Source organism: Peribacillus sp. FSL P2-0133, from assembly GCF_037975445.1.
In the GTDB taxonomy this organism is placed as follows: domain Bacteria; phylum Bacillota; class Bacilli; order Bacillales; family DSM-1321; genus Peribacillus; species Peribacillus simplex_E.
This window is the reverse complement of sequence record NZ_CP150254.1, coordinates 5,751,754-5,766,687: the sequence shown is the minus strand read 5'-3', so window position 1 is coordinate 5,766,687 and position 14,934 is coordinate 5,751,754. Positions and strand designations below refer to the sequence as shown.

At 41.9% G+C, this 14,934-nt stretch carries 12 protein-coding genes; 9 read left to right on the top strand and 3 right to left on the bottom strand.

Annotated features, from left to right (window positions below; all coding sequences use genetic code 11):
- Positions 1-518: 518 nt before the first annotated feature.
- The 3 genes from MKY17_RS27880 to MKY17_RS27870 all read right to left on the bottom strand — a co-directional run bounded on the left by MKY17_RS27880 (position 519) and on the right by MKY17_RS27870 (position 3,742).
- The gene (locus MKY17_RS27880) at positions 519-2,258 is read right to left on the bottom strand and encodes a CotH kinase family protein (RefSeq protein ID WP_098370302.1); all 1,740 of its coding nucleotides are present in this window, start codon (positions 2,256-2,258) and stop codon (positions 519-521) included.
- A gap of 69 nt (positions 2,259-2,327) precedes the next feature.
- Positions 2,328-3,023, bottom strand: coding sequence for a DUF4956 domain-containing protein (locus MKY17_RS27875; protein ID WP_098370301.1), 696 nt, complete (start codon positions 3,021-3,023; stop codon positions 2,328-2,330).
- 35 nt (positions 3,024-3,058) lie between these two features.
- A complete protein-coding gene (locus MKY17_RS27870; RefSeq protein ID WP_098370300.1) occupies positions 3,059-3,742 on the bottom strand; it encodes a polyphosphate polymerase domain-containing protein in 684 nt (227 codons plus the stop codon).
- Between the two features lie 257 nt (positions 3,743-3,999).
- Between MKY17_RS27870 and MKY17_RS27865 the strand changes: the two genes are divergently transcribed.
- The 9 genes from MKY17_RS27865 to rbsD all read left to right on the top strand — a co-directional run bounded on the left by MKY17_RS27865 (position 4,000) and on the right by rbsD (position 14,924).
- Positions 4,000-5,352, top strand: coding sequence for an aspartate aminotransferase family protein (locus MKY17_RS27865; protein WP_098370299.1), 1,353 nt, complete (start codon positions 4,000-4,002; stop codon positions 5,350-5,352).
- A gap of 7 nt (positions 5,353-5,359) precedes the next feature.
- Positions 5,360-6,868: an aspartate aminotransferase family protein gene (locus MKY17_RS27860; RefSeq protein WP_286176931.1), complete on the top strand. Its 1,509-nt coding sequence runs from the start codon at positions 5,360-5,362 to the stop codon at positions 6,866-6,868.
- Positions 6,869-6,870: 2 nt separating this feature from the next.
- Positions 6,871-8,673 carry an IucA/IucC family protein gene (locus MKY17_RS27855; RefSeq protein ID WP_098370298.1) on the top strand — a complete coding sequence of 601 codons (1,803 nt, stop codon included), beginning with the start codon at positions 6,871-6,873 and terminating at the stop codon, positions 8,671-8,673.
- On the top strand, positions 8,663-9,247 hold the full coding sequence (locus tag MKY17_RS27850) for a GNAT family N-acetyltransferase (protein ID WP_260398160.1): 585 nt from the start codon (positions 8,663-8,665) through the stop codon (positions 9,245-9,247). Before MKY17_RS27855 ends, MKY17_RS27850 begins: the two co-directional genes overlap by 11 nt.
- Complete coding sequence (locus tag MKY17_RS27845; protein WP_098370297.1) at positions 9,222-10,550, top strand: lysine N(6)-hydroxylase/L-ornithine N(5)-oxygenase family protein; 1,329 nt, start codon at positions 9,222-9,224, stop codon at positions 10,548-10,550. The genes MKY17_RS27850 and MKY17_RS27845 overlap by 26 nt, the downstream gene beginning before the upstream one ends.
- Before the next feature lie 22 nt (positions 10,551-10,572).
- Positions 10,573-12,384, top strand: a complete 1,812-nt coding sequence (locus MKY17_RS27840; RefSeq protein ID WP_098370296.1) for an IucA/IucC family siderophore biosynthesis protein — start codon at positions 10,573-10,575, stop codon at positions 12,382-12,384.
- Positions 12,385-12,667: 283 nt separating this feature from the next.
- A complete protein-coding gene (locus MKY17_RS27835; protein WP_098370295.1) occupies positions 12,668-13,654 on the top strand; it encodes a LacI family DNA-binding transcriptional regulator in 987 nt (328 codons plus the stop codon).
- Entirely contained in the window at positions 13,651-14,535 is an 885-nt protein-coding gene (gene rbsK, locus MKY17_RS27830) for a ribokinase (RefSeq protein WP_098370294.1), read from the top strand. The genes MKY17_RS27835 and rbsK overlap by 4 nt, the downstream gene beginning before the upstream one ends.
- Positions 14,532-14,924, top strand: coding sequence for a D-ribose pyranase (rbsD, locus tag MKY17_RS27825; RefSeq protein ID WP_034316088.1), 393 nt, complete (start codon positions 14,532-14,534; stop codon positions 14,922-14,924). Before rbsK ends, rbsD begins: the two co-directional genes overlap by 4 nt.
- Positions 14,925-14,934 lie beyond the last annotated feature (10 nt).

The following is a 14,934-nucleotide window of genomic DNA, read 5'->3' as shown; positions in this document are numbered from 1 at the left end:
AAGTAATAATGAAAATCTTTACCCCCTAAATTCAATTGATAAACAAGTGAACAATCCTCTTGATTGAGGTTCATCTACCTCTCTATTTTACTATTTTATACCAAATAAGGGTATTTTATATTAATTAGCAGTTAAAAATTAATCAAACGTGGAGGAATAACCCGGAAAATACCATGCGCCAATTCAATAAAAAAGGTATCCCGAATATTTTGGGATACCTCAGACTATAGATAATTCGAAGAAAAACGTTTGCCTACAGTTTTCTTTAAAAACTTCAAGGTGTTTTCAGAAATCCGCTTCCTTTCCGCCGACTGTCTGCCAAGCCTCCTCACGGCAAGCGCCTGCGGGATCTTTGCTGGCCAGTTATTCGGCAGGAGTGCCGCAAATTTCTTCAATCTAGTAGGGGTTTCAAAAAACAGTAAAAAAACATTAGTATACCCTAGTTAATCATGTTTAGGGATGGAACCATTCCTAACCCCCTTTTGCACCTTTTTCTAGAATGGAAGGGGGATAGTCTATTATCCTTTTTTACCTCTTCGTTTAAAGAAGAGGGCGAAAGCCATTGCACCTAATAATAAGATTAGTAGCACGGAAGATAGAATGATCATATCTTTGGAGGAGCTAATGTTACTTGCCCCCTTTTGGCCCATGTTCCCGTTTATACCTGGAGGTGCACCATTCCCGCCGCGGTCCATGTCAGGGGGCCGCATGGCAGCCCCATTCTCGCCGCCGCCCATGTTTGGTAGTTGCTGGCCTGCATTTGCGTCATCGCCCATATTAGGAGCTCCGCCGCCCATACCGCTTTCTGTCTCGGCTTCCACAACCAGGTCTCCAGAAAGCTGCGCCAAGATGGATTCAGCACGTTGGACAGCGAAGTCAACCAGGGTTTCCTCGCCTGACGTTGCTTCTGTATACTCGTCCATTGTATAAAACTTGGTCGGATCCTTTTTCACATATGGTGTGATTAATGTGGAAATTTCAGTGGTCATTGCTGTCATATTTTCTTCAGAGAAAAAATCTGTAGCAATGTCGTCCAGATAATCATAATATTTTTCACGATACCCGTCGTTGGAAAGCAGGGCATTCAATAAAGGGCGATCTTCAAGGGCCGTACCTGAAACAGGCTCGGTAATGCTGAAGTTGATATTATTTTCATTCATGAAATTCGAACTCATATCCATCATTCCGCCACCGTTCATATTCGGTGCTTCCCCAAGGAGTTCCGTGTCATCCTGCTTATCAGCATCGTCGTTACTCTCAGCCGTCGCTCCATTTTTTTGGTCAGCGGTCACTTCACTTTTATTTTCTTGATCGGATGCGCCCGCCGGTCGCCCGACGCCTCCGGAAAAGCCTCCAAATGACATATTATAGTCCCAGGGAAGCATGGAAAAGATTCCATTCTCTTCATATAGATAGTAGTTATGCTTTAATGTGCCTTGATAATGATCGAGGTTGACGAGGGCCGTATTTGCTGCAAAGTAGCGTAATGTTTCATCTACATCCAAGACTTCTTCCAAATCCCCGCCATTATTGATAGCATCAAGCATCTTGATCATGGCAGATTGATCAGAATTTTCATTTGTTTTTAAGTTCAACCCTGTATAATCATCAATATCATCACTAATCCATTTTAAATCACTTCCGGTGCCATCAGGATAATAAAGGTCACCGTTGCCAGATGGAAAGTTATTATTCAAAAATGTTTCATTAATAGATTCAACGCCTAAATACAAGCCCCATTCTTTTCCGTTGATGGTCACGTACATATAGGAATGTCCGGGAGTTGCTATGCCCATCTTTTCCATAAGCTCATATGAAAGGTACTCCCTCATATACGTGGGATCACTATAATTATTATTTAAATCGAATTCTTTCAGGCCGTGTAAATTTTGATCTGTCTGATAGTAATTAAAATCTATATTCCAGCTGTAGCGTTCCGAATCTTCCATTTGGACAACAGAGTTTAAGGAAAGGTTCCCTTTGGTTCGAAACCCTACATTTTCAACTTTTTCCCCATTAATGGTCACATCGGATGCAACAACTTCCTTTTCGGAGGGGTTATCCAGGATGGATTCCAAATCCTCATCAGCCAATGTTATATCCACGGTTGTCACCTTACTTTGGTCAAAAACAGATTCTGTATAAGTATTTCCTTTAGTAGCTTTTTCAACTTGAAGATTGGGAAGGAAAAACATCACTGCTATAAAAATTATTATCAATAATCCACTGGTCGCTACAACATATCTTGTTTTTAACATGTCAAGGCTCCTTCCTCCTGTTGTCTTATATAGAGGGGTGGGCATGGATTTTTATGTCCGCCATCTATCTTAAGCTGTGAAGTTGCCATCATAACTTAACATGATGGCAGAGTGAACGCTGTTCATGTCCTTGACTTGATTTATGAATTCCGCATTATTATCTTTTAATCGAATTTCATATGTCACTTCGAGGTTATTATCCGCCATGACGGATTTCGATTTGACGGAATGCTTTTTCACCTTGTTGGATATCATTTCTTCTAACGTTTTTTCAATTGATGCATCTGAATATTTAACGATTAATAAAAATGGGTTTTCAACAGTGATCCGATTGGCAAATATGAGCATCACGATACCTATTAAAATGGCACCTATGATAACCAGCGGAATTAGTCCTGCCCCGCATAAAATCCCGGATGCCGCTGCCCAGAATAGGAAGACCAAGTCCATTGGATCTTTGATAGGCGTTCTGAATCGTACGATGGAGAGGGCACCGACCATACCAAGGGAGATAACGATATTAGTTGATATGCCCATGATGATCAAGGCCGTGGCCATTGTCATTACGATGAGGGATATATTGAAATTGTGTGAGTACATCACACCGGAAAAGGTCTTCTTATAAATGACGTAAATGAACAATCCGATGGCAAATGCCAACAGTAATCCAATTAGGGAGTCAATGATTGAAAAACTCTCAGTCTTGTCCAAAAAGCTTGATTTGAAAATATCATTAAAAGTGGTGTTGGTGGTCGTCGTATCCATTTTCTATTCCTCCAAATTTTATGTGTTTGTTGCAATCAGCCGAATCTTCTGCTTAGTTGGTATTTTGAAAAAGCTGTTTTTCTAGTATCGATGATAGATAACAATTGTTTGATGATATCCGGAAGAAATTCGTCAAACTTTATTTCCAGGATTACGTAATCTGGGTCTAAAGCATCGACCATGATTAATTCGGGATTCAGGAAATCCGTATTCCGATAGCTCGTTTTCACATTACTGTCAAAGGTGACCCGCACATTTCCGTACTCATAGATGAATACCTCCCTTTCATAGTCAACGACGGTTGTAGGCTTGATTTGGAAAAGGGTCATTTGAATGTATAAGTCCCTGAGGATATCCCTTGAATCCTCGGACATCCAATCTATATCCCCTGAACGAATCCGTTCGTATTCTCTAGCAGAAAGCCTGCACTTCTGTTTATAGGTAAGGTTATTCCGCTTACTCTTTTTTTCTAGATTGATGAAATTCGCATTATGATCATAAAGTCTAGCCCTGAACTTATCCCTGTGATAGAACCCCTCTGTTTTTTGCCTCAGGATTTTATTGTCAAAGTTGTCGAAATAAACACTTCGAATTAAATATTTCCCATCAAGCCCATGGGGATCAAGCTTCATGAAGTTTTGCAGATTTTTTCTTAATAAATGACAATCCGCTTTGGTGATTGCATGTTTGAGTTCCCGCCTTCCCTTTAAACCGTTCATTGTCGTTCCTCCTTTTCCATGATTTTTGACTGCGTTCAGCTTATAAATGGAATCTTAATAAAACCTTAAGAACATTTTTTATATTCAATAGATAAATAGAGAATAGGCCCCAGTTTTAACCTTTTCTTAATTTTATTGGAATTTAATAGCAGAAAAATGAGTGAATTTACTCATTGAGAATAATTATCATTATCAGTAAAATGAATTTCATGATAATGATAATTATTCTCAATTAATTCAATACATGGAGGTTCACTATGGTAACGAACACGCTTACAAAAAATGATCAACTTTTGGAACAACAAAATACAAGGGAATCAAATGCACGATCATATCCTAGAAGATTACCCATGGCGATCGATCAAGCGGAGGGAATTTACTTAACAGACATGGATGGAAAACGATATATTGATTTTCTTGCGGGGGCTGGAACATTAGCGCTTGGACACAATCATCCGGCAGTGCTTGAAGCAATGGAAAAAATTCTTAAGGACAAGCGTCCTTTGCATACATTGGACTTTACAACGCCGATCAAAGAGCAGTTCGTCGATGAAATTTTTGAATGCCTGCCTGAGGAATTCAGGAAAAATGCAAAAATTCAATTCTGTGGTCCTACTGGCGGAGACGCCATTGAGGCAGCACTTAAACTAGTAAAAACAGCGACAGGCAATAGAAGCATTTTATCCTTCCAAGGAGCTTACCACGGGGCAACGCATGCAACCATGTCAATCAGCGGCAATACAAAACCAAAGGAAAAAATACAAGGGTTAATCCCAGATGTACAATTCCTGCCGTATCCTTACCAATATCGCTGTCCTTTTGGAATAGGCGGAGAAGAAAGCCATAAAATCAGCAGCCAGTATATCGAAAATCTATTGAACGATCCTGAATCCGGATTATTGCCGCCAGCAGGAATGATTTTAGAGGCAGTACAAGGTGAGGGAGGCTCCATTCCAGCTCCAATTCCATGGCTTAAGGAAATCAGGAGAATAACGAAAGAGAAGGGCATTCCGCTAATTATCGACGAAGTTCAATCAGGTATCGGCCGTACAGGGAAAATGTTTGCCTTTGAACATGCAGGAATCGTTCCGGATGTTCTTGTACTATCCAAAGCAATAGGCGGAAGTCTTCCATTATCGGTGGTGATTTATAACAAAGAGCTTGACCTATGGTCACCAGGTGCACATATCGGTACGTTCCGCGGAAATCAAATGGCAATGGCAGCAGGAACGGCTACTTTAAAATACATGAAAGAGACGAATCTTGTGGAGCATGCCGCTAAAATGGGAGAAATATTAAAGGATATTCTTAAAGATTTGCAAAAAGATATTAAGCAGATCGGTGATGTCAGGGGCCGGGGATTAATGGTCGGTGTGGAAATGATCAATCATGAAGAACCGCAAAATGCGAATGGAAGCCATCCTGCTAATTCGCAACTTGCCAGTGCCATTCAACAGGAATGCTTTCAAAGAGGGTTGATTCTGGAGGTTGGCGGCAGACATGGAAGTGTTGTGAGATTCTTGCCTCCATTGATCGTAACGGAATCCCAGCTTCGCGAAGCCACTGCAATTTTTGAACAAGCTGTTCGTGCAGCTGTTGCAAGAGGGTGAATGATCAATGATCGAAATGATAAATAAAACGGATTTTGCTTATTCTCGATTGTTCTTGAATAACGAAGAAGGTTTCAATAACTACAGCCAGTCATTAAAAATCATTGAAAAAAAGCTGACGGACTTTTTAAAGGGGAACGATTCACCATACTCTGGGAAAAAACCGTATGAAATCGAGGCAAGATTAAACGAGCTGTCCATTGCTTCTCTAAAAGGGAAGACAATGGAAGCAGTAGCGGATGAGCTGGCAGAGTTTGTTATTAACGACAGCATCAATGTACACAGCCCTACTTGTATAGGACATTTGCATTGCCCGACATTAATACCTGCCGTGGCTGCCGAAATGATTATAGGTACGTTGAATCAATCCATGGATTCATGGGACCAAAGCTCGGCGGCCACCTTCGTTGAAGAGCGTTTAATAGATTGGCTGTGCAGCCAGGTGGGGTTACCTGAACAAGCGGATGGGATTTTCACAAGCGGTGGAACCCAATCTAATTATATGGGACTGCTATTGGCGAGGGACGCTTATTGTAAGCGTTTCTGGGGTGTGGATGTTCAGCAGCAAGGTTTGCCAGCCGAGGCGAAAAAGTTGCGGATCTTATGCTCCGAGGCTGCCCACTTTACGGTCCGTAAATCAGCGGCACAGCTGGGGCTTGGTGAACAGGCTGTAGTCACGATTAAAACGGATTCAAATCACCGTCTGTCCATAGATGAATTAAATCATCAAATGTCGATTTTAGAGGAACAGGGTTTACTGCCATTTGCCATCGTTGCAACTTGTGGAACAACGGATTTCGGTTCAATCGATCCATTACACGAATTGTCCGAAGCTGCAAGGAAAAATGGGATATGGCTGCATGTGGACGCCGCATATGGAGGCGCGATGATTTTAAGTAAGGATTACAAAGAGTTAATCAGCGGAATTGAACGGGCCGACTCGATTACGGTTGATTTTCACAAATTATTCTATCAACCCATCAGTTGTGGTGCTTTTCTTGTCTCTGACAGCAACTCATTTCAATATATCCAGCATCACGCCGATTACTTGAATCCTCAGGAAGATGAAGCCGAGGGCATGGTTCATTTAGTCAATAAATCGGTTCAAACGACGAGAAGGTTCGACGCATTGAAACTCTGGATGTCATTGAAGGTCGTTGGACTGGATACCTTTGCCGAAATGATCGACTATACTTGTCATCTTGCACGTGAAGTGGCAGCGAAGATCGATAAGGAGGAAGGATTCACAGTATTAAATAAAGAACCTGAATTGAATGCGGTTGTATTCCGTTATAATCTCGAGGGAGAAAGTGATCAGTTAGTAAATCTATTAAATAAACAGATTCAGCAAGAATTACTGAAAAGCGGACGGGCATTTTTAGCGAAAACGCGTTTTGACGGACAGGTATATTTAAAAATGACACTATTGAATCCAATGACAAGCCTTGAACACATAGAGGGAATTTTAGACGAAATCCGAGTATTAGGTGAAATGTTCAAGATAATGGAGGAATGAAGATGAATGGTAAGCAAATAGCTGAAAGGGCGACAATGCAAAGCTTTCTGAATTGTTATTTCCGGGAAACCGGAAATTACAGTTTAGAAGAAACGAAAAACTGGCCGAATTTGGATGGGTCCATTCCGGATTCATTAGTAGTCAGTAAGCTCATGTCCCAAGATATTGCATTGCTTGTTCCGCTTAAATATTGGTCGGAAACGGGGCGTCATATTTTCAACTTCCCGATTTACTATCAAACGGCATCCAAGCAAGTACATGAATTAGATTACGTGACAATGGTCTCGATCGTTTCTAAAGAATTATTGAATGAGCAGGGCCGGACGGATAGTGAAGATGAATTGATGCTGCGTGTCATCCTAAGCAGCCAAAATATTCAACGGTATGTTGAAGCCAGGACCGAAGACATTGATGCACTTCAAAGTCCTGATTTCACCTACATCGAAGCAGAGCAGTCACTTTTATTCGGGCACCTGTTCCACCCGACACCGAAAAGCAAGCAGGGCATTTCAGAAAAAGAGGAATGGATCTATTCACCCGAATTAAAAGGGGAGTTTCAGCTGCACTACTTCCTGGCAGAACCTTCGATTGTCATCCAGGATTCCAGTGATGTCCGATCGGCAAGTGAGATCATTAAACAGGAATTAGCCGGTGACTTGGAGATTTCCAGTGAATTCAGAGGAACGTATTGCCAACAGGAAAGCAAATTTATCATCATCCCGGCACACCCGCTCCAGGCAAAAGTACTTATCGAAAAAGAAGAGGTCAAGAGGCTGATCGAGCAAGGGTCACTAGTTTATGCTGGACCGCTTGGGAAAAAATTCACGGCCACCTCTTCATTTAGAACGGTATATAGTGCCACATCAAGATATATGTACAAATTTTCGGTTCCGGTTAAAATCACGAATTCCTTACGTGCAAATCTGCAAAAAGAATTAGATCGTGGTGTGGAAATTGCTAAATTAATAGATTCTAAAGTGGGCGACGATTTAAAAGAACGGCACCCCTCCTTCCGAATCATCAAGGACCCTGCTTACCTAACGATCAAAACAAGCGAGCAAGATTCGGGATTCGATGTTGATATCCGGGAAAACCCTTTTTATGGAAACAATAAACAAGCAAGCCTGATTGCCGGCTTATGTCAGGATAATGCCTATGGTGCACCATCAAGGCTTGGAGCGATCATCCGCAAATTATCAACTGAAGAAAACCGCAGTACCGAAGAAGTAAGTAAGGATTGGTTCAAAACCTATCTGTCAATGACATTAAAACCGATGCTTTGGCTTTTTGAAGAGTATGGAATTGTTTTGGAAGCCCATCAACAAAATTCCATCATTCAACTTCAAGATGGTTATCCAGCCACTTTTTATTATCGTGATAATCAAGGGTATTACTATTGTGAATCCAAAGTGGACAGGCTGCTGAAGATCTTGCCTGAACTAAGTGAAAAAAGCTTCACGATTTGTTCTGATGAAGTCGCTGAAGAAAGACTGCAATACTATTTCTTTTTTAATCACTTATTAGGCTTAATCAATAATTTTGGTACGGAAGGATTAGTATCAGAGAACAAACTGTTACAGCTCGTTCAGGAACAACTGGATACATGCAGCAGGGAAAGCGAAGATGAGGGTGTGAATCGAGTTGTTTCAAAGTTGCTTCATGCCCGGGAATTATCGTGTAAGGCTAATTTACTGACACGATTCCATGATATGGATGAGCTTGTGGGTTCACTTGAGACACAATCCGTTTATACAACGATTGATAATCCGTTCGCGCAGGGGGTTATGGCCGTCCATGAAAAATAGCTATGAAGAAATGCTGAAGGAACGTAATCAACAGCTTTCATTTGTCAAAGTTGAATTTGAGAGGGATTTGGATACATTGCATAAATGGATGCATGAAGATCATGTGATTCCCTACTGGAATTTGAATTTCACAAAAGAAAAATTCGCCGTTCATTTAAAAAAGGCATTGGCTGATACACACCAAACACTCTATTTAGGCTGTCTGGACTCCATTCCCATGAGCTATTGGGAATCGTATTGGGTAAAAGGCGATATCATCGAAGATTATTACGAATCCGAAGAGGGAGATCAAGGCATTCATTTACTCATAGGTGATCCGGATTATCTAGGAAAAGGACTGGCTTTGCCGTTTTTACGTGCAATGGTGAAATACCAACTGCTTTCTGCGAAAACAAAAAAAGTGATGGCTGAACCGGATATTCGAAATGCAAAGATGATTTACTTATTTGAAAAGTGCGGGTTTACCCCAATTAAAGAAATTGAGCTCCCTGATAAAACAGCATTACTTATGTCATGTACACGGGAGAACTTCGAGAGGAAGTGGAAGTATGGAGAAGCAACAATCTATCTATGACCTGGTAGGGATAGGGATAGGACCCTTTAACCTTGGACTTGCGGCCCTTTTGGAGAAAACCCCGGAGCTGAATGCCGTCTTTTTTGAGAAAAAGCGGGAATTTAATTGGCATGAAGGGATGCTGTTGGAAGGGACAACTTTGCAGGTACCTTTCTTTGCCGATCTAGTTAGCATGGCAGATGTGACAAGCCCATATAGTTACCTGAATTATTTACAGCAGCATGATCGGCTTTATCATTTCTACTTTCTTGAAAAATTCTTGATTCCACGAAAAGAATATAACGACTATTGCCGCTGGACTGCCCATCAACTTGATAGCTGCCGTTTTGGAAAAGCAGTGGAGGCGGTTGAATATATAGGGGATCAAGGTGAACCCTGCTACCAAATCAGTGTAAGGGATGCACAAACACAAAAGCTCGAAGTCTTTTATAGCCGTCATATAGTCATGGGAATTGGCAGCGCCCCGACTGTTCCATCGGCCTTTCATCCATATATGGGAGAGAGCATCCTGCATTCGGCCGACTATTTACGGAATAAAGAAAATGTCTTAAAGAAAAAATCCGTAACGGTTGTCGGGTCTGGACAGAGTGCAGCAGAGGTTTTTCTGGATCTGCTTAATGAGCAGGAGGAAAATGGCTACCAGCTAAACTGGTTTACAAGATCCAAGGGGTTTTTCCCTATGGAATATTCAAAACTCGGGTTGGAATACTTCACTCCGGATTACCTTGATTTCTTTTATCGGCTGCCACAGGAAAAGAAGGATGAAATCCTGCCGAAACAGGATTTATTGTATAAAGGGATCAGTGCTACGACAATTGCAGCAATTTTTGACAAGATGTATGAAAAATCGATTGGAAATGCCGAACTTTCCATTGAACTTCGGGCCATGACGGAAGTTGCGGCAGTTACCCCCGCCGAAAATGGCTGGAGATTGAAATGCCGCCAGTGGGTAGAAGATAGCGAATTTGATGTGGACACAGAGGCGATCGTTTTTGGAACGGGCTATAAATCAACCCTTCCGGCATTCCTTGAAACCATGGAGGACCATTTAGTCCGCGATGATTTGGGGCGTCTTACAATAACGAAAGACTATCGGGTAGGAACGGCCATCCCTACACCGAATCACCTTTTCATTCAAAATGGCGAGATACATACACATGGTGTGGGTGCTCCGGATTTAGGCTTAGGGGCATTCCGAAATTCGATTATCATCAATCAATTGGCAGGTAAAGAAGTTTATCCATCCGAGCCAAAGGGTGCATTTCAGTCATTCCGTGTAAAAACACCCATCATGGCTTACTAAGAGAAAGGAAGGGGAGAATTATATGCAGTTCATAAATGAAGTGGAACAGGCGGTTTCAGAAAACAATTGGTCGATAGTAAACCAAAACCTGCTGGCAAAGATGATTTCTGAGTATATGTATGAAGATATGATCCATCCAGCTGTTCTGAACGAAAATGCAGCGGGAAACCTATATGAGTTAAAGATAAATGAGGGGAAATCTTATCAATTTTTGGCATCGCCCCGTCTTTTTGACAGCTATGAAGTACAGGCCGAGTCGATCCAGGTATGTGAAAAGGAAGGCTTTACACAGGCCAATGATGCCATTCAATTCATTTTAGACATCCAGCCATTAATTGGGATGACTGCAGAAACAACAGGACATTTAATCAAAGAATTCCATCATACGCTGCTTGCGGATCTCCAATTGCTATCCAAACCTGAACAAGATGCAGATGATTTAGTCGAACTGGATTATGCATTACTTGAAGGTGAAATGAGCGGTCACCCTTGGATTGCTTATAACAAGGGAAGAATCGGTTTCGGTTATGATGATTATTTGAAGTTCGCTCCAGAAAACAAGAAGGAAGTTCAGTTATCTTGGATTGCCGTCCATAAAACGAGGGGTGAGTTCAATTCAGTCGAAACGTTATCCTATAAGCAATTGATGGAGAATGAACTGGATGGGGAAACCCAAAAATCTTTTGCAAAGATATTGACGGAAAAAGGGCTGAACGCAGAAAGCTATTACTACCTCCCAGTCCATGAATGGCAGTGGAAGAATGTAATCATCCAGAACTTTACCGATGACTTGGCCAAAGGGCTGATCGTAGCTTTGGGAAATGGTCCTGATAAGTATCTGCCGCAACAATCCATCCGGACATTTGTTAATGTATCGAGTAAGGATAAACACCACGTCAAGCTGCCGATGAGCATTTTAAATACGCTGGTCTACCGTGGATTGCCAGCTGAACGCACGGTCATTGCCCCAAAAATCACAACGTATATAAAGAACATTTATGAAAATGATTCATTCTTGAAAGAACAATGCAAAGTAGTGCTTCCTGGTGAAGTCGCCAGTTTAAATGTTGATCACCCGTATTATTCCAAATTAGAGAATGTACCCTATCAATATTTAGAGATGCTGGGTGGAATTTGGAGAGAAAGCATATACAGTTATATGGAAGATGGCGAAAAGCCCATTACGCTTGCGTCCCTTTTACATGTGGACAGCAAAGGGAAACCATATGTAGAAAGCCTTATTGAAAAATCGGGATTGACTGCAGAAGCCTGGACAGCTCAATTATTCGACGTCATCCTATCACCATTACTACATTTTATCTATCAATATGGATTGGTCTTCTCACCGCATGGTCAAAATACCATTTTAGTTTTGAAGGATTACAAGCCTCACCGTTTGGCCATCAAGGATTTTGTAGATGATGTGAACGTCAGTGATCAGCCGCTTCCTGAATTAAGCAGCCTTCCTGATGATTTAAGGAAAGTACTAAGAAGTGAGACTCCCGAGGGGCTGGTTCAATTCATTTTCACGGGACTATTCATCTGTCATTTCCGATACTTGTCAACCCTTTTGATGAAGAGGTCCCTTTTGGATGAGAATGCTTTTTGGGAAGGCGTCGCTCAAACAATCCTTAAACATCAGAAAAGGTTCCCTATGTTACAGGATCGTTTCGATACATTCAATTTCTTTGCGCCAAAATTAACGAAACTCTGCCTGAATAGAAATCGGATGCTTCAATATGGTTATAGCGATGGTGAAGATCGCCCGCATGCATCTGAGTTTGGGCATGTGAATAATGCCCTTTATGAAAAGTTACCTGCAAAAACGCTATAAAGTTAAACTGGCTCAGACTTTTGGGCCAGTTTTCTTTTGGCTTTTACAATTTGACCGTTGATTTCCGCTCCAGGCACTCGCCTTTCCCGCAGGAGTCTCGTACACCCGTTCCAATCATCTTTGTTAAAAAGTTTATAGAGCGATAATAGTTAACAAAAGGATTATTTTATCCTTTTTGGTCCAAATTTCTCAAAAATTATCTTTGGAATAGGGCTTGCCGTTCATATAAATTGGTGATAAGCTATTGTGTAAACGGTTACACAAAATTATTGAGGGTGATATATTGGCAACGATTCGGGATGTTGCAAAGGAAGCGGGAGTTTCTGTCGCAACGGTTTCCAGAGTTATGAATGGCAGCGGTTATGCACATGAGGACACAAAAAAGGCGGTCATGGCAGCTGTTGAAAAATTAAATTATAAACCGAATGAAGTGGCAAGATCCCTCTACAAACGTAAATCCAAATTGGTTGGTTTGATTTTGCCGGACATTACGAATCCCTTCTTCCCAGAAATGGCAAGAGGTGTAGAGGATTATCTGCAGCAATTTGGATACCGGTTAATTTTTGGAAATAGCGATGAAAAGAGAGATAAAGAAATAGAATATATTGACACGTTTCTGCAGAATAATGTAGTGGGCATGATTGCTTCAACTAGTGAAGAGGCCAATGAAAATTTCGATAACCTGGAAATTCCAGTTGTCCTTCTCGACCGTACAGCAGAGAAATTACCAGCTGTTTATTCCGATCAAAAGACAGGCGGTAAGCTAGCAGCACGCGTATTGCTGGATAGAGGCAGTACGAATATCGTCCTCATTAGGGGGCCAGTCGAAATAAAGCCTGTATATGAACGGTACATGGCAGCACTGGAGGAATTGAAACAAGCAAAAGTGAACGTGCAAGTCATGGATTCATCCCTAACACTTCAGGGCGGCCAAACTTGCGTGAAGCAGCTGTTCGAGCAATATCCGGAAACGGATGGAATTATTGCTTGTAATGATATTGTTGCAGCTGCCGCACTTCAAGAGATTTTAAAACGGGGAATACGGATACCGGAAGACATACAATTGATCGGCTATGATGATATCTCCTTCACGGCGTTATTGCACCCACCGTTATCGACAATTCGGCAGCCAGCCTATGAGATGGGGGCACAAGCGGCGGAAATGCTAATTAAAAAGATCAATCAAGAAAAAATGGAAGTAACACATAAAAAGCTCCCTGTTTCTTTTGTGGAGAGACAAACAACGAGAAGGAAGGCGGAGAAGACATGATAAGAATTGCAGTAGTGGGAAGTTCTTCAATGGATTTAGTGGTGACATCAGCTAAGCGGCCAATGGCCGGGGAAACGGTGTTAGGAGAGTCATTTATCACGGTTCCTGGAGGAAAGGGCGCTAATCAGGCTGTTGCAGCGGCACGTCTTGGTGCAGAAGTGTCAATGGTTGGATGTGTAGGGGATGATGTCTATGGAGAGATCATCTTGGAAAACCTGAAAAAAAATCATGTAAATACGGAGTATGTGGAACCGGTTACAGGTACTGCTTCCGGGACAGCACACATTATCCTTTCGGAAGGTGATAACAGCATTATTGTCGTAAAAGGTGCGAATGATTTCATTACTCCCGAATATGTACAAAAGGCGAAAAAAGTGATAGAGGAATCGGATATCGTGATGGTTCAGCAGGAAATACCTGAGGAAACTGTGGAATATCTGGCCGAATTGTGCAACACGCTTCACAAGAGATTACTATTGAACCCAGCTCCCGCCCGCAAGCTAAGCGAGGCTGTCATTCAACAGGCATCATTCCTTACTCCGAATGAACATGAATTCGAGATACTATTCAATGGGAGAGATAGAACGAAAGTCTTGACTGAGTATCCAAATAAATTATTCATTACCGAAGGAAAAAATGGCGTCCGTTATTTTGACGGACATGAAGAAAAGGTCGTTCCAAGCTTTGAAGTGGAAGCGGTGGATACAACAGGCGCAGGGGATACATTCAATGCTGCCTTTGCCGTGGCTGTTGCAGAAGGAAAAAGTTTTGACGAATGTTTGTTATTCGCGAACCGGGCAGCCTCCATTTCCGTGACGAAGTTAGGCGCCCAAGGTGGCATGCCGCAAAGGTTAGAGGTCGAGAGGGGCTTTGAAGCATGAAACGTCAAGGAATCATCAATAGTTCAATAGCCAAGGTTCTGGTTGACCTTGGTCATACCGATTATATTGTCGTAGGTGATGCCGGGCTTCCGGTGCCACCGGGAGTTTGCAAGATAGATTTAGCATTGACGCCTGGAACACCATCATTTCAAGATGTCGTCCGGGCGGTTCACGAAGATATGGTTGTTGAAAAAGTTATCGCTGCCACAGAAGTGAAGGTTAAAAACCCGGAACAGCATCAATACATGGAGCAGCAATTCGGAGCAGCGATTGAATATGTTTCCCATGAGGATTTTAAAAGGCTGACAAGTAACGCGAAAGCAATAATCCGGACCGGGGAGACGACGCCATATTCAAATTGCATATTGCAGTCTGGAGTATTCTTTTAAAGAAATGAGA